This window comes from Aquamicrobium sp. NLF2-7 (assembly GCF_022359935.1).
In the GTDB taxonomy this organism is placed as follows: domain Bacteria; phylum Pseudomonadota; class Alphaproteobacteria; order Rhizobiales; family Rhizobiaceae; genus Mesorhizobium; species Mesorhizobium lusatiense.
Genome location: NZ_JAKSED010000001.1, coordinates 2,542,497 through 2,558,327 on the forward strand (window position 1 = coordinate 2,542,497; position 15,831 = coordinate 2,558,327).

Genomic DNA, 15,831 nt, shown 5'->3' on the forward strand with positions numbered 1-15,831 from the left:
CCCGGAATCACTGATGGGCCGCGAACATAGAACATGCGCGGCAAAAGAGGGAACCGTTTCCGGGGGGCGCAATGGGAAACCCCTCAGTTCAGCCGCAGGATGGCGGCGTTGAGCAGCGTGGCGAAGCTCACCCAGGCGAAATAGGGCAGGAACATCCAGGCCGAGGGCGGGTCGGACTTCAGGGTTCGGGCAATGAAGATGCCGATGGTCCAGAGAAGCAGGGCGATGATGATGATCGCGGCAGCAGGCGCATGGGCGGCAAAAAACACTGGGGACCACGCGAAGTTGAGGGCCATCTGGACAAACCACAGCTTCATGTCGATGCCGGCCGGCTCGCGCCGCCATGTGCGCCAGCCGACGATGGCGATCAGGATGTAGAGGATTGTCCAGACCGGAGCGAACAGCCAGTTCGGCGGATTGAAAGACGGCTTGGCAAGCCCTGCATACCAGTCGCCGGGCGGCGTCGCGATGCCGATGAACATGCCGATTCCGACCACGGCAACGAGGAAAACGCCAAGCGACAGATATTTGTTCACGATCGGCCCCTGAGATGGCAGGCAATGGCGCCTGCCATCTCAAACTGGGGCGCCGGCGGCAACGATCAAGTGCGGCGCAGGGCGCAGAAGTAAAAGCCGTCGGTTCCGGTGCGCTCCGGCGACAGGGAAATGCCTGTCCCGACGCCGGCGCGATCCTCGTGGCCGGGGAAATGCCGGTTCCACAGCTTCGCATGGTCCTCCGGGGTGAAACCCGGCGTGCGGCCCAGAAACGCTTTTACCTGTTCGCCGTTCTCTTGCCTGAACACCGAGCAGGTGACATAGGCGAGCAGGCCGCCCGGCTTCACATAGGCGGCGGCGATGTCGAGGATTTCGGCCTGTTCGGCGATGCGCTGGTCGAGCTGCTGGCGCGTGAGCCGCCATTTGGTGTCCGGCCGCCGCCGCCATGTACCGGAGCCGGTGCAGGGCGCGTCGACCAGCACGATGTCCATGCGCCCTTCCAGCGGGGCAAGCTCACCTGCTCCGGCGGCCAGCTGAATGTTGCGGCTGCCGGCGCGCTTCATGCGCTCCACGATCGGTGCGAGACGGGGTTTCAGCGCATCATGGGCGAAGACCTGGCCCTGATTGCGCATGGCCGCCGAAAGGGCGAGGGACTTGCCGCCGGCGCCCGCGCAATAGTCCAGCACCTGCATGCCGGGGCGCGCGCCCGCCAGTTCGGAAACGATCTGCGAGCCCTCGTCCTGCACCTCGAAGAGCCCTTCGGCGAAGGCCTCGCCGGACTGCACGTTCGGATGCCGGCCGCTGCCTTCGATCGGCGCAATGCGGATGCCGTGCGGTGCGATTTCGGTGGCGGTCGCGCCCGTGGCGGCAAGCGCGGTGAGAACGGCGTCGCGGCCCCCTTTGAGCAGGTTGGCGCGCAGGTCGAGCGGCGGGCGGCGGGCAAGGGCTGCCGCTTCGTCGGTCCAGTCTTCGCCGTAAGCCTGTTGCAGCAAGGGTGCGCACCAGTCCGGGCAGTCGGCGCGCACTTCGTGCGGCATGTCGGCGGACAGTCTTTCGCGCAGGATGTGCAATTCGTTTTCATCCAGTGGCGGGGGGGCGAATTTGTCACCCTCCAGCATGGCGTTGATGCCCTCGGGCGTCTCGCCCCATTCCAGCAGAACCGCGCCGATGGCGAGCGCACGCGGGTTGCCGCTGTCGAACAGCCATGCGGCGGAGCGGCTGCGCCTCAGCGCGTCATAGACGATGTTGCCGATGGCAGCCCGGTCGCCGCCGCCGGCGAAGCGGTGGGCAATGCCCCAGTCGCGCAGCGCATCGGCGGCCGGCCTTTGCCGCCCCTCGATATCCGCCAGCACTTCCATGGCTGCCGCCAGCCTTCCGCCCATGCGCATGTGATGTTCGATCCGTTCGTGAAGCTCAAACAGGGTCTAAGCTGCCGGATGCAGCGGCACAACCCTTTGGCCGTCCGGAACCTTGCCGCACGCAAGGGCCAGCCACAAAAGCCGGCGACAAAGAAAGAGCCGCGGGGAGGGACCCCGCGGCTCCTGTCCTGCAAATGCGTGCGGTTTTATTCTGCTGCACTCAGCGTGTCGGCCTCGTAGCCATGGGCTTCCTTCAGGGCCTTGCGCACACCGGCCGCATAGTCGGGATGCACCTTGTGGAAGTGGCCGAGCTGGCGTTCAACGATGTGGCCCGGCACGCCGCCCATGGCGGCAGCGATGTTGCTGAACAGGCGGCTTTTCTGGCCGTCGTCGAACAGGTTGAACAGGGCGCGCACCTGCACGTAGTCGTCATTGCCGACCCGATGGTCGAAGCGCGCCATATCGCCCTCGATCTTCAGCGGCGGCTCCTTGGCCGAGGTGTCCTCGAACGGGCCGTTGAAGGAATTCGGCTCGTAGTAGGCGTCCGGATTGCCGGTGCGGATGCCGCCATAGGTGTTCATCTGGCCGTCGCGGTGGTAGTGATGCACCGGGCATTTCGGCTGGTTGACCGGAATGTTTTCGTAGTGGGTGCCCAGCCGGTAGCGGTGGGCGTCCGCATAGGAGAAGATGCGGGCCTGCAGCATCTTGTCCGGCGAATAGGAAATGCCGGGCACGATGTTGGACGGCGAGAAGGCCGCCTGCTCGATCTCGGCGAAATAATTGTCCGGGTTGCGGTTCAGTTCCATGATGCCGACGTCGATCGGCGGGAACTCACCATGCGGCCACACCTTGGTGATGTCGAAGGGATTGTAGGACGTCCTTTCGGCCTCTTCCTCCGTCATGATCTGCACCTGCAGCTTCCAGCGTGGATAGTCGCCCTTCTCGATCTTGCCGAACAGCGCTTCCTGATAGCTTTCGCGGGTGCGGCCGATGATCTGCTCGGCTTCCGTGTTGGTGTGGTGCCTGTGGCCCTGCTGGGTCTTGAAGTGGAATTTCACCCAGACGCGCTCGCCGGCGGCGTTGATCAGCGAATAGGTGTGCGAGCCATAGCCGTTCATGAAGGTGGGGTCGACCGGCAGGCCGCGGTCCGACATCAGGATTGTCACCTGATGCAGGCTTTCCGGGGACAGCGACCAGAAGTCCCACATGGCGGTGGCGGAGCGCATGTTGGTGCGCGGATGGCGCTTCTGCGTGTGGATGAAATCCGGGAACTTGTAGGCATCGCGCACGAAGAACACCGGCGTGTTGTTGCCGACCAGATCCCAGTTGCCTTCCGGCGTGTAGAACTTCAGGGCAAAACCGCGCACGTCGCGCTCATGGTCGGCCGCGCCCATCTCGCCGGCAACGGTCGAGAACCGGGCGAGCATCGGTGTCACCGCACCCGGCTGCAGCGCCGCGGCCTTGGTGTATTTCGAGATGTCGCCGGTGATGGTCAGGGTGCCGAAAGCGCCCCAGCCCTTGGCGTGGACGGCGCGCTCGGGGATCCGCTCGCGGTTCTGGTGGGCCAGCTTCTCGATGAGCTGGTAGTCCTGCAGCATGACGCCGCCGCGCTCGCCGGCGGTGATCGAGTTCTGGTTGTCGGGCACCGGTGCGCCGGCGGTGGTGGTCAGCGTGGGTCGATCAGACATGGTTCCTCCTGTTTCGATCTGCCTTCGTGAAAATCGGGCGGCGATCCGGACGATGATCGTCGGTTTCTTCACCGCCATGACAACGAACCGGAAAAGGCTGTGCGCCGGCTCACGTCCGTTTAGAACTCTTCTAACAACACTTTTCCCACGCCCTCACGATAATTTCCAATTGTATTTCCAACTATCTTCGATAGGATTTTCTTATCATGATTACGCTCCGCCAGATGCGCTATTTCGAGGCGCTCGCATCCGTCCTTCACTTTGGCCGTGCTGCCGAACTCGTTCATGTCAGCCAGCCGGCGCTGTCGTCGCAGATCCGGGAGATGGAGGCTTTTCTCGGTGTCACGCTGGTCGAGCGCAACCGGGGCAACATTTTGCTCACCCGCAAGGGCGAGGAAGTGCTGGAACATGTGCGCGGCGTGCTTGCCGGCGTCGAGCGGCTCGAGCAGGCGGTCCGTCGTGGCGGAGGCCTGCTCGACGGTCCCGTCCGCATCGGCATCATTCCGACGGTCGCGCCTTATCTCGTGCCGAAGCTGGTGCCGCATCTGCGCAGCGCCTATCCCGCCATCGAGGTTGAGCTGAAGGAGGCCGTGACCGACCGGCTGATTACCGATCTGGCCGAGGGCCGGCTGGATGTGGTGGTGGCAGCCCTGCCGATCGATCATGAAGGCATCGCCACCCGGCCGGTGTTTCGCGACCGCTTCTTCATGGCGACCGCCACGAATGACAGTGACGTGCTGATGTCGCCGCTGACGGAAGCGCAGGTCGACACCGGGCGCCTGCTGCTTCTGGAAGAGGGCCATTGCCTGCGCGATCAGGCGCTGGCCGTGTGCGGCATGGCCGGCAGGCGCAGCCTCGTCAATTTCGGCGCCACCTCTATGGCGACGCTGCTGCAGATGGTGTCGCACGGTATGGGCATGACCCTGATCCCGGAGATTGCCGTGCCGGCCGAGACGGCCCGCAATGACATCCGCATCGTGCCCTTCGCCGAGCCGCAGCCGTCGCGCGAGATCGGCCTTGCATGGCGGCGCAATGGCGCGGGCGAGGATGAGATCGAGGCGCTGGCGCAGGCGGTTGGAGCCTGTGTTGCCCCGTGACGAATCAGTCTGGTTCGGTCACGCTTTTGCGGCCGGTCAGATTTTCGATGATGATGCGATAGAAGACATGTGGCGTCGGGTTTTCGTCGGCGGGCTTGAGGCCGCCGGGCTCCCACCAGTTGGCGTGCTGGCTGAGCAGCGACCACGCATGGTCGCGTGCGTGCTTCCAGCCCATCCGGTCGGGCAGTTCCTCAAACTTGCCATCGACAATCACGCTGCGCCATTCGCCGTGGCTTGCGAATTCATCCACCTGAAGGCAGACGCGCGGATTGGTGCGCATCCACTCGATCTTCTTTCCGGTCAGCGAGAAGCCGTAAAGATAATTTCCGTCGGACGCGAAAGTTACCGGCACCACATAGGGCTGGCCATCAAGGCAGCAGGCCAGACGTCCGAGCCGCTGTGAGGACAGCAGACTTAAGGATTCGGATCGGTTCATTTCGGTGATGATTACAGGCATTTTCCTTTCACCCCGAATTTGACGCGAAATTTTCCCGCCTCAGCGCACCACCAGAACGGGCACCTTGGCTTTGGCCACCACCTCGGCGGTCTGGCTTCCCAGCATAACCCTGTTCATGCCCGTTCGGCCATGGGAAGACATGACGATCAGGCTGCATCCCTTCTGCTCGGCGATTTCGCAAAGCGCGCCTGCCACCAGTCGCCACGGTATATGCACGGTCTCGATCGGGATGCCGAGCGCCTCGGCCTTGCGGCGGATCGGTTCAAGAATGCGCTGGGCTATGCGGGCCTGCGATTCGTCGAAGGCCGCGATCTCGGTTTCGCTGGGCGCCCACAATTCCGATGCGAAGGCGAACTGGCCGCCGAGCGGCTCCGTCACGGTGACCGCCGTCACCTTGCTGCCGTGCTTCTTCGCCAGCGTCAGTCCGTGGTCGACGCCCGCCTGCGCGGCCTCCGAGCCGTCGCTGGAAATCAGAATGTGCTCGTACATCGCCATAACCCCCCGAACTGCTTCCACGATCAGCGAACCACCCTATGCCGCACTGCACAAGCCGCATCTTGTCGCGGGTTCATGGCGTGGCTGGAATCCGTTCGTAGCGGGTGAGGCTGGCATAGCGCTTGCGGGGCCCGGCAACGCGCCAGAACTCGATGAAGCAGTCGAGGCTGCGGAACATGAAGCGGCCTTCGTAAAGGTCGTCGCCGCAGTGATGAACCACACGCTGATCGGGCGCAAGATCAAGCCGGATGAAGTCCGGTCCGCCCGCAAAGCGCACATCGGCGCCCGTATCGTCCATGGCGAGCAGATAGAAGCGTTTCGATTCCATCATGCCGCGGTTGCTGTGAAGCTCGCCCGTCTCGGTAAAGCTATCCGCACCGATGCGCGCCTGCCCCGTAAAGGCAAGGTGTGTCTGGCCCAGATGATCGACCAGCCTGCGCCGCACCTGCCAAAGCCCCATGAAAGCGCTCGCCCGCAAAGCCTCAGGCGCGGCATGCGGCAGATCGGGTTGGTGCGGGGTAAGTGTCTCGAAGGGCATATCACATGCACCATGGCGGCGAGTGCGGCCCGCATCAAGCCCGAAAAGAAGCCGTCAATAGTTCCCGTAAGGCGATCGTTCGGAAAAATCGAACGTTACGATACAAATAATGCGTTGGATCGCTCATCCAGGAAATGTCATTCCCCATATGACAGGAAATGGAGAATGCATTGTCTGCAAGCGAGAACCTTCTGCCGGGACCGATAGCCGCCGCCCCAAATGCCAGGCGTTTCGGTGGAATCTGGCCCGGTCTGGTGCTGGTCGGCGTGATTACCGGAGCCGGCTATTCGCTGCGTGAAATGCCGGGTCTCGTCATCTTCAGCCCCATGATTCTGGCCGTCATCATCGGCATGCTGTTCGCCAACACGGTGGGCGTTGCCGCCAATACGAAGGATGGCATCCGTTTCAGCCAGAAGACATTGCTGCGTCTGGCCATCGTTCTGCTGGGCTTCCAGCTGACCGTCGATCAGGCCGCTTCGATCGGTATTGCCGGCTTCGGCATCGTCGCGGTGACGCTGGCCGCGACCTTCCTGTTCACCATGGCGGTGGCGCGCCTGCTTGGCGTCGAGCGCAGGCTTGCCCAACTCATCGCCGCCGGCACCTCGATCTGCGGCGCCTCGGCGATCGTGGCGGCCAATACCGTCACCAATGCGCGCGACGAAGATGTTGCTTACGCGGTGGCGTCCATCACCCTGTTCGGCACCGTTGCCATGCTGGCCTATCCGCTGCTGGGCGCGCTGGCCGGTCTCGACCAGAACGCCTTCGGCCTGTGGGCCGGCGCCTCCATCCATGAGGTGGCACAGGTCATCGGCGCTTCGTTCCAGTATGGGCCGCAGGCCGGCGAGGCGGGAACCGTGGCCAAGCTTACCCGTGTCGCGCTTCTGGCGCCGATGGTTTTCGCCATGGGCTTTGCCGCCCGTCGGCCAAAGGGAGGCGAGGCCGGTGCAGGCGAGGCAGGAGGACGCGCGCCGATGCCCTGGTTCGTGCTGGGCTTCATCGCCGTGGTTCTGTGGAACAGCTTTGTCGGCATCCCGGATGCGCTGCGCCCGCATGTGGCCTTCATCACCACGCTGATGCTCACCATGGGGCTCGCCGCCATGGGCCTGAACGCCAATGTATCGGAGATCAGGTCGCGCGGCCTGCGGCCGCTTCTGCTTGCGCTTTCCGCGTTTGTGTTTATCGCTGGCTTCAGTCTGGTATTGGTGAAGCTTCTGGTCTGAGAACAAGGCGATGACGCTCGAGCAGTTGCGCATTTTCGTTGCCGTCGCCGAGCGCGAGCATGTGACGCGGGCCGCCGCCGATCTCAATCTCACCCAGTCGGCCACGAGTGCTGCCGTCTCGGCGCTGGAAGCGCGCTATGCGACGAAGCTGTTCGACCGGGTTGGGCGGCGCATCGCGCTGACCGATGCCGGCCGCACCTTCCTTGCAGAGGCGAAAGCCGTGCTCGCGCGTGCCGCCAGCGCCGAACTGGTGCTGGCCGATCTGGCCGGGCTCAAGGTCGGCTCGCTGCGCCTCGCCGCCAGCCAGACCGTCGGCAATTACTGGCTTCCCGGCATCATTCATGCGTTTCGTTCCGCCTATCCCGGTCTGGCGGTGGACATGACCATGGGCAACACCGAGACGGTAGCGGCCATGGTGCGCAAGGGCGAGGCCAATATCGGCTTCGTTGAAGGCGAGGTGGACGCCCACGCGCTGGGCGTGATGCCGGTGGCCGATGACGACATGGCGCTGGTGGTCGCACCTTCGCATCCATGGGCGACTGGAAAAAACGGAAATGCGCTGGACCTCAGGTCCTCGCCATGGGTGATGCGCGAGCATGGATCCGGCACCCGCTCCATACTGGAGGCGATGCTGGCGGCGCATGGCCACAGCCTCTCCGATGTTTCAATCAGCCTTGTGCTGCCCACCAACGAGTCAGTGCGCGTGGCCGTCGAATCGGGGGCTGGTGCGACGGTCATGTCGCGGCTGGTGGTGTCGAATGCGCTGAAGGCGGGACGGCTCGTCGCGGTGGACTATCCAGTGCCGCGGCGCAAGTTCTTCATGCTTCGCCACAGCCAGCATCACGAGACGGCAGCCGAACGCGAATTCGTCCGGCTGGTGAGCGAAAGCTGAATGCCAGAAAATCAGTGCGTGCGGCGGCGGTAGATCCACAGCCGTGCCGGCGGGATGTTGCGCAGGATGAAATCGAAATGCTCGACCGTGTAGTCGCCACGGCCGGGCGGTATCGGTGACATCGGGCCATAGGTGATCTGCACCACGGGCCGGCCTTCCGGCATGCGCGACAAAAGACCGTCGAGATATTCCACGCGCCGTGGAACCGGGAAGTTGAGCAGCGGCACGCCGGAGATCACAGCGTCGAAAGTGAGATCGGCGTCCTTGCCGAGCGTGGTGTCGAGATTGAAGGCGTCGCCCTCGATGACGTTCACGCCGGGAAAATTGTTGCGCAGATGGCGCGCGAAATCGGCTGAATATTCGACTGCGTAGAGGTTCTCCGGCCTCACGCCATGGCGCAGGATGGCCTTGGTGATGACGCCGGTGCCGGGGCCGAGTTCCAGAACCGGAAGACCGGACCCGAGATCGATGACAGAGGCCATGCGCCTCGCAGTAACGGAACTGGTGGGAACGATCGCTCCGACCGCCTTTGGCTTGTCTATCCAGCCCTTGAAGAACTTGAGTTCGTCGTCGAACTTTGCCGCAAGCGTCTTGCGCAGTCCGGTTCCCTTAGCCATGCAAATCTCCTGCGCTCCCCAAGGTGGTACTTAGCATCTGATGAGCCCGGTTCAAGAAAAATCCGGGCCTGTTTGCTGATTGCGTCAGGAAAAGGCGGTTACGGAGCAGCCTTTATTTTTCAGCGAAGGACTCGAAGAAATCCTTCATGCGGCTGAAGAAACCGCTCGATTGCGGCGAATTTTCCTGGCTGGAAAGCTGCTCGAATTCTTCCAGCAATTCACGCTGGCGTTTGGTGAGATTCTGCGGCGTCTCCACGGCAGTCTGAATGTAGAGATCGCCCACCTGCGTCTGGCGCAGCACCGGCATGCCCTTGCCCTTGAGACGGAACTGACGGCCGTTCTGGGTGCCTTCGGGCACTTTCACGCGCGTCTGGCTGCCATCGAGCGTCGTGACTTCGAAGGAGCCGCCGAGCGCTGCCGTCGTCATGGAGATCGGCACCTTGCAGTAAAGGTCGGCGCCGTCGCGCTGGAAGAATTCGTGCGGTTTCACCGACAGGAAGATGTAGAGATCGCCGGATGGGCCGCCGCGCAGCCCCGCTTCGCCTTCGCCGGCGAGCCGGATGCGGGTGCCATCCTCGATGCCGGCCGGAATGTTGACCGACAGCGCGCGCTCCTCGGTGATGCGACCCTGCCCGGCGCACTTGCCGCACGGATCCTTGATGGTCTGGCCGCGTCCGTGACACTGAGGGCAGGTGCGCTCGATGGAGAAGAAACCCTGCGATGCGCGCACCTTGCCGTGGCCGCCGCACATGGTGCAGGTGACCGGCTGGGTGCCGGGCTTCGCGCCCGAGCCCGAGCATTCGTCGCAGGACATCGAGGCCGGCACATGAATTTGCGCCGTCTTGCCGGTGAAGGCTTCCTCAAGCGAGATTTCCATGTTGTAGCGCAGGTCCGCGCCGCGCTCGCGCCCACCGGACGAGCGCCGCCGCCCGCCACCCATCATTTCGCCGAAAATGTCCTCGAAGATGTCGGCAAAGCCGCCGGCCGCAAACCCGCCGCCGCCATTCATGCCGCCATTCTCGAAGGCCGCATGGCCGAAACGGTCATAGGCGGCCCGCTTCTGCGGGTCCTTGAGGCATTCATAGGCCTCGTTGATTTCCTTGAATTTATGCTCGCAGGCGTCATCGCCCGGATTGCGGTCGGGATGAAACTGCATGGCGAGCTTGCGGAACGCGCTCTTCAGTTCCTTGTCGTCCGCACTGCGGCTGACGCCCAGCGTCTCGTAGAAATCAACCTTCATTTAAAGCCTGTCCTGGTTCTTCTGCCCGATGGCTCCAAATCGCCGAAACGGCAATGCTGTCGCTCGGCGCGACCAAGGTCGCTGTTCCCGGCATATTTCCGGCCCCTCACGCGCCTGCCGCGCGTGAAACCGGCACTCTGCTCTTCTTTTGCGGCCTTCGATTTAGGTATTTCACCGCCCTGATGCCAGAGCCGGCAAAGATATGGCCGCGTTTTTAAGCTGACAGTTGCAGAAAAGCCCGGCCGGAACCGGGCTTTTCCTGTTTTTGTCGCAGATCAGGCCGACTTCTTGCCGTCGTCGTCCTCGTCGATCTCCTCGAAGTCGGCGTCGACCACGTCGCCGTCCTTGGCGGCATCCGCCTTGGCGTCGGCTTCGGCGGCTTCCTTCTGCGAAGCCTCGTACATGGCCTGCCCGAGCTTCATGGAAACCTCGGCCAGCGTCTGGGTCTTCGCCTCGATATCGGCCGGATCGTCACCTTCGGTGGCGGTCTTCAGCGCAGCGATGGCCTCCGAGATGGCGGTGCGGTCTGCTTCCGAAACCTTGTCGCCGTAATCCTTCAGCGACTTCTCGCTGGAGTGGATCAGCGACTCGGCCTGGTTGCGGGCCTCGACCAGCGCCTTGCGCTGCTTGTCGGCCTCGGCGTTGGCTTCGGCGTCCTTCACCATCTTCTCGATGTCGGCATCGCTCAGGCCACCGGAGGCCTGAATGCGGATCTGGTGCTCCTTGCCGGTGCCCTTGTCCTTGGCCGAAACGTTGACGATGCCATTGGCGTCGATGTCGAAAGTGACCTCGATCTGCGGCACGCCACGCGGTGCCGGCGGAATGCCGACCAGATCGAACTGGCCGAGCAGCTTGTTGTCGGCCGCCATTTCACGCTCGCCCTGGAAGACGCGGATCGTCACGGCAGACTGGGAGTCCTCAGCTGTCGAGAAGGTCTGGCTCTTCTTGGTCGGGATCGTCGTGTTGCGCTCGATGAGGCGTGTGAACACGCCGCCCAGCGTCTCGATGCCCAGCGACAGCGGGGTCACGTCGAGCAGCAGAACGTCCTTGACGTCGCCCTGAAGCACGCCGCCCTGGATCGCAGCACCCATGGCCACAACCTCATCGGGATTGACGCCCTTGTGCGGATCCTTGCCGAAGAACTGCTTCACGACTTCCTGGATCTTGGGCATGCGGGTCATGCCGCCGACCAGAACCACTTCGTCGATCTCGCCCGCCTTGAGGCCGGCATCCTTGAGGGCTGCCTTGCACGGCTCGATTGTGCGCTGGACGAGGTCGTCGACCAGGCTCTCGAACTTGGCGCGGGTCAGCTTCAGCGTCAGGTGCTTCGGGCCACTGGCATCGGCGGTGATGAAAGGCAGGTTGATCTCGGTCTGCGTCGTGGACGACAGCTCGATCTTGGCCTTTTCGGCCGCTTCCTTCAGGCGCTGCAGGGCGAGCTTGTCGTTGCGCAGGTCGATGCCCTGCTCCTTCCTGAACTCGTCGGCCAGATACTCGACCAGACGCATGTCGAAGTCCTCGCCGCCGAGGAAGGTGTCGCCATTGGTCGACTTCACCTCGAACACGCCGTCGCCGATCTCCAGCACGGAAATATCAAAGGTGCCGCCGCCAAGGTCGTAGACGGCGATGGTCTTGCCGTCGCGCTTGTCGAGGCCATAGGCGAGCGCGGCCGCGGTCGGCTCGTTGATGATGCGCAGCACTTCAAGGCCGGCGATCTTGCCGGCGTCCTTGGTGGCCTGACGCTGGGCGTCGTTGAAATAGGCGGGAACGGTGATGACGGCCTGCTCGACTTTTTCGCCGAGATAGGCTTCAGCCGTTTCCTTCATCTTCTGCAGGATCATGGCGGAGATCTGCGAAGGCGACTGCTTCTTGTCGCCCGCTTCGACCCATGCGTCGCCATTGTCGCCCTTGACGATGTGATAAGGGACGAGCTTCTTGTCCTTCTTGGTGACCGGGTCGTCGTAACGACGGCCGATGAGGCGCTTGACCGCGAAGACGGTGTTTTCGGGATTGGTGACAGCCTGGCGCTTGGCCGGCTGGCCCACAAGGCGTTCGCCGTCTGCCGTAAAGGCGACGATCGAAGGCGTGGTGCGCGCGCCTTCCGCGTTTTCGATCACCTTGGCGTCCTTGCCGTCCATGACGGCGACGCAGGAATTGGTGGTTCCGAGATCGATGCCGATTACTTTAGCCATTTACTCAGTCTCTCCTTCAAGCAGGCTTTCAAGGACCCTGTCAGGCGTTCCGGCGAAAGCCCCTGTTCACTTTGTTTTCCTTACCAGTCCACTGGCATGCAGCAGCCCCGTATGGAACTGCGGCGTATATAAGAACAGGCTTCGCGGCGTGCAAGCGTTCTGCGCGGGCTTGAGCGCGTCAGTTTGGAAGAGCGCGGCGAATAGGCACGAAAAACACCAAAAATCCCGCTTTCTGGCTTATTTAAAGGGTTTGAGCCGGCCTGTGCATGGGAAAAATTTGACCTTGCGTGCCGGCCCGCATAGAGCAATGCGACCGGCACCGAAGCCGGCTTCACCAACAGGACCAACGACATGGCCGAAAACGACGCCCTCGATCTCAACCCGGAACTTCTCGCCGCTGCCGGCGAGAACAAAGCCTGGCCGTTCGAGGAAGCGAAAAAAATCATCGCACGCTATGCCAAAACCGGCTTGCCGGAGACGATCCTGTTCGAAACCGGATATGGCCCATCGGGCCTGCCGCACATCGGCACTTTCGGTGAAGTTGCCCGCACCACCATGGTGCGCCACGCCTTTCACATCCTCACCGAAGGCAAGGTGAAGACGCGGCTTCTCGTCTTCTCCGACGACATGGACGGCATGCGCAAGATTCCCGACAACGTGCCTGATCGCGCGTTTCTGGAACCCTATCTGCACATGCCGCTGACCTCGGTGCCCAATCCGTTCGGCGGCGACTACGCAAGCTTCGGCCATCACAACAATGCCATGCTGCGCCGTTTCCTCGATACGTTCGGTTTCGATTACGAGTTCGCCAGCGCGACCGAGTATTACAAGGCGGGCCGCTTCGATGAGGTGCTGCTGCGTGCTGCGGAGCGCTTCGACGACATCATGAAGGTGATGCTGCCGACGCTGGGCGAGGAACGCCAGGCGACCTACAGCCCCTTCCTGCCGATCTCGCCGAAGACCGGCCGTGTGCTCTACGTGCCGATGAAGCATGTCGATGCGAAGGCCGGCACCATCACCTTCGACGACGAGGACGGCACCGAGACCACGCTCCCGGTAACCGGCGGCGCGGTGAAGCTGCAGTGGAAGCCGGATTTTGGCATGCGCTGGGCAGCCCTCAACGTCGACTTCGAGATGTTCGGCAAGGATCACCAGACCAACGCGTCGATCTATGACCGCATCTGCGAGATCCTCGGCGGTCGCGCGCCGGAACATTTCGTCTATGAACTGTTCCTCGACGAGAACGGCCAGAAGATTTCCAAGTCGAAGGGCAATGGGCTCACCATCGACGAGTGGCTGACCTATGCGCCCACCGAGAGCCTCGCGCTCTACATGTTCCAGAAGCCGCGCGTGGCCAAGAAACTCTACTTCGACGTCATCCCGCGCGCTGTCGACGAATATTACCAGTTCCTGTCGGCCTATCCAAAGCAGGACTGGAAGAACCGTCTCGGCAATCCGGTCTGGCACATCCATAGCGGCAACCCGCCGGCCATCGACCTGCCAGTGCCGTTCGCGCTGTTGCTCAATCTGGTCAGTGTCTCCAACGCCCAGAACAAGGACGTGCTGTGGGGCTTCATCTCGCGCTATGCTGAAGGCGTGACGCCGCAGACGCATCCGGAGCTGGATCGTCTGACCGGCTACGCGATCCGCTATTTCGACGATTTCGTGAAGCCGTCCAAGGTCTATCGCGCGCCCGACGAGGTGGAGCGCGATGCGCTGGCGAAGCTGTCGCAGGCGCTGGCTGACCTGCCCGAGGACGCTGACGGCGAGGCGATCCAGAACGCGGCGCTCAATGTGGCACGCGCCATCGAGCGCTATCAGGATCATGCGAAAAAGAGCCCCGAGGGCGGACCGGGTGTCTCCGTCGCCTTCTTCCAGATGATCTATCAGGTGCTGATCGGTCAGGAGCGTGGTCCGCGCTTCGGCTCCTTCGCAGCCCTCTACGGCATTGCCGAGACGCGCGAGCTTATCGGGAAGGCGCTGGAAGGTCGTCTGGCTGCATAGGCGGGATGGTTTCGGAGGGGCCGGGCAGTTCGATGATGCTGTCCGGCACCTCCGGAAGTTCCACGCTGCCCGAAGGTGGAGCCGGCGGCAGGCCCGAAAGGTCCGGCGCATGGCCATATATGCCCTTGCCGCTCTTTTGCGCCTTTTCGGCTGCCTGCGCATAGGGGCCATCGGCGTCGGCACGCGCCCAGCCATTGGCCACCAGCCACTCGCCGATATCCTGCTTGCCCAGACGGCATCGGACGGTGAACTCGCCGCTGCCGGCTTCCTGTGGAATATCGCAGATCACCGCGCGGCCGCGCAGGAAGGCGCGAAACGCGGTCGTCGCGCGGGCGCCGCACGGCCATTGCCGGCCCTGATCGGTACAGGTTTCCCCGGCAGCCACAAGATCGATGCCGGCAATCGTCACCGAGCGGTTCTGCGCCGAGATGCGCCCGGCCGCGCTGGCGACAGGCCGGAACAGCGTTGCACCCTGCCATTCGGCGTTCGGCTTCGGTTTGGGCGGCACGGCCTGCGACAGATCGCTCAGCGGCTCCCGCGGCGGCAACCGCTCCAACTCCGCCGGTTCCAGTTCCGGCGGGGCGATGATGTCCGGCTCGATCGGCCGCAAGGGGAGGGCGGGCTGCGGCTCCTGCGTCGGGGTCTCGGGAGCATCGGGTTCGCTGTCCTGCACGTCCTCGCCGAAAATGACATCGCCGACGTCCGTGTCGACCACGATTTCGCTTTCGGATGGTATTGCGCCGGATGGCTGCGAGTTCAGCGCCTGCCCGCCCGCCATGACCAGCATGCCCATGCCCAGAAGGCAGGTCACTGCAAATGCGGCATGCAAGGGCCGCATCACTACTGGCTCGCCCACACGATGCGCGCCACCCAGTCCACCTCCTCGACGGAAAGCTCGCGGTCGGCATGCGCGGGATTGAGCGACACCAGCGAGATCGTCCGCGCCGTCTGGCGGCTGAGCACTTTTGCCATGACCTCGCCGGAAACCGTCTTGACCACGACGCGGTCGCCCTTGCGCACGCTGGCGCCGGGCTCGACGATCAGCACGTCGCCGTCGCGATAGAGCGGCAGCATGGAATCGCCCTGAACCTTCAGCGCATAGGCGGGGCCGCCGGCGGGTGCCGGCAGCTCGATCAGGTCCCAGCCATGGCCGACGGGAAAGCCGGCGTCATCGAAGAAACCGCCGGCGCCGGCCTGCGCAAAACCGACGAGCGGCACGGACGGCCGCTGAACGGGCAGGGCGTCGGCGAGGGCCTTCCTGCCATCGATGAGCGAGATGAATTCATCCAGCGAGGAGCCCGTCGCCTCGATGATCTTGGCCAGCGATTCGGTCGACGGCCAGCGCGGCCTTCCGTCTGCGGACAGGCGCTTGGACTTGTTGAAGGCCGTGGAATCGAGCCCCGCACGCCGCGCAAGGCCCGATACCGACAGGGAATGACGCTCGGCAAGCGCGTCTATGGCGGCCCATACGCGGTCATGCGAGAGCATGCGCCTCGAAGCTCCTGAACAGGAAAAAATACCTTTCGATTTTTATCCCCA

15 protein-coding genes are annotated in these 15,831 nt (G+C 63.3%); 4 read left to right on the forward strand and 11 right to left on the reverse strand.

The window, feature by feature from the left end; translation table 11 throughout:
* Window positions 1-83: 83 nt before the first annotated feature.
* The 3 genes from MIC97_RS12490 to katA all read right to left on the reverse strand — a co-directional run bounded on the left by MIC97_RS12490 (window position 84) and on the right by katA (window position 3,540).
* Window positions 84-536, reverse strand: coding sequence for a TspO/MBR family protein (locus MIC97_RS12490; protein ID WP_239800287.1), 453 nt, complete (start codon window positions 534-536; stop codon window positions 84-86).
* A gap of 65 nt (window positions 537-601) precedes the next feature.
* Window positions 602-1,882, reverse strand: coding sequence for an RsmB/NOP family class I SAM-dependent RNA methyltransferase (locus tag MIC97_RS12495; RefSeq protein ID WP_239800288.1), 1,281 nt, complete (start codon window positions 1,880-1,882; stop codon window positions 602-604).
* Between the two features lie 176 nt (window positions 1,883-2,058).
* Window positions 2,059-3,540, reverse strand: coding sequence for a catalase KatA (gene katA, locus MIC97_RS12500; RefSeq protein ID WP_239800289.1), 1,482 nt, complete (start codon window positions 3,538-3,540; stop codon window positions 2,059-2,061).
* A 206-nt stretch (window positions 3,541-3,746) separates the two neighbouring features.
* On the opposite strand from katA, the gene MIC97_RS12505 reads away from it, so the two are divergent.
* A complete protein-coding gene (locus MIC97_RS12505; protein WP_239800290.1) occupies window positions 3,747-4,637 on the forward strand; it encodes a hydrogen peroxide-inducible genes activator in 891 nt (296 codons plus the stop codon).
* 4 nt (window positions 4,638-4,641) lie between these two features.
* On the opposite strand, the gene MIC97_RS12510 is transcribed toward MIC97_RS12505, so the two are convergent.
* The 3 genes from MIC97_RS12510 to MIC97_RS12520 form a co-directional block, all read right to left on the reverse strand.
* Window positions 4,642-5,094: a pyridoxamine 5'-phosphate oxidase family protein gene (locus tag MIC97_RS12510; RefSeq protein ID WP_239800291.1), complete on the reverse strand. Its 453-nt coding sequence runs from the start codon at window positions 5,092-5,094 to the stop codon at window positions 4,642-4,644.
* Between the two features lie 39 nt (window positions 5,095-5,133).
* Window positions 5,134-5,583, reverse strand: a complete 450-nt coding sequence (locus MIC97_RS12515; protein ID WP_183826635.1) for a universal stress protein — start codon at window positions 5,581-5,583, stop codon at window positions 5,134-5,136.
* Between the two features lie 79 nt (window positions 5,584-5,662).
* Window positions 5,663-6,127, reverse strand: a complete 465-nt coding sequence (locus MIC97_RS12520) for a DUF6314 family protein (RefSeq protein WP_239800292.1) — start codon at window positions 6,125-6,127, stop codon at window positions 5,663-5,665.
* A 170-nt stretch (window positions 6,128-6,297) separates the two neighbouring features.
* On the opposite strand from MIC97_RS12520, the gene MIC97_RS12525 reads away from it, so the two are divergent.
* Window positions 6,298-7,347 (forward strand): YeiH family protein, encoded by a 1,050-nt coding sequence (locus MIC97_RS12525; protein ID WP_239800293.1) that lies wholly within the window; start codon window positions 6,298-6,300, stop codon window positions 7,345-7,347.
* Between the two features lie 10 nt (window positions 7,348-7,357).
* A complete protein-coding gene (locus MIC97_RS12530) occupies window positions 7,358-8,239 on the forward strand; it encodes a LysR family transcriptional regulator (RefSeq protein WP_239800294.1) in 882 nt (293 codons plus the stop codon).
* 11 nt (window positions 8,240-8,250) lie between these two features.
* Here MIC97_RS12530 and pmtA read toward each other — a convergent pair whose 3' ends face one another.
* The 3 genes from pmtA to dnaK all read right to left on the reverse strand — a co-directional run bounded on the left by pmtA (window position 8,251) and on the right by dnaK (window position 12,288).
* Window positions 8,251-8,856 (reverse strand): phospholipid N-methyltransferase PmtA, encoded by a 606-nt coding sequence (pmtA, locus tag MIC97_RS12535; protein WP_239800295.1) that lies wholly within the window; start codon window positions 8,854-8,856, stop codon window positions 8,251-8,253.
* 112 nt (window positions 8,857-8,968) lie between these two features.
* The gene (gene dnaJ / locus MIC97_RS12540; RefSeq protein WP_183826651.1) at window positions 8,969-10,096 is read right to left on the reverse strand and encodes a molecular chaperone DnaJ; all 1,128 of its coding nucleotides are present in this window, start codon (window positions 10,094-10,096) and stop codon (window positions 8,969-8,971) included.
* A gap of 275 nt (window positions 10,097-10,371) precedes the next feature.
* Window positions 10,372-12,288, reverse strand: coding sequence for a molecular chaperone DnaK (gene dnaK, locus MIC97_RS12545; protein WP_239800296.1), 1,917 nt, complete (start codon window positions 12,286-12,288; stop codon window positions 10,372-10,374).
* A gap of 351 nt (window positions 12,289-12,639) precedes the next feature.
* Between dnaK and MIC97_RS12550 the strand changes: the two genes are divergently transcribed.
* Complete coding sequence (locus MIC97_RS12550; RefSeq protein WP_239800297.1) at window positions 12,640-14,292, forward strand: lysine--tRNA ligase; 1,653 nt, start codon at window positions 12,640-12,642, stop codon at window positions 14,290-14,292.
* Here the strand turns inward: MIC97_RS12550 and MIC97_RS12555 are convergent.
* Window positions 14,255-15,103: a thermonuclease family protein gene (locus MIC97_RS12555; RefSeq protein WP_239800298.1), complete on the reverse strand. Its 849-nt coding sequence runs from the start codon at window positions 15,101-15,103 to the stop codon at window positions 14,255-14,257. The two genes, MIC97_RS12550 and MIC97_RS12555, sit on opposite strands and share 38 nt — an antisense overlap.
* Window positions 15,104-15,132: 29 nt before the next feature.
* The gene (locus tag MIC97_RS12560) at window positions 15,133-15,780 is read right to left on the reverse strand and encodes a helix-turn-helix transcriptional regulator (protein ID WP_239800299.1); all 648 of its coding nucleotides are present in this window, start codon (window positions 15,778-15,780) and stop codon (window positions 15,133-15,135) included.
* Window positions 15,781-15,831 lie beyond the last annotated feature (51 nt).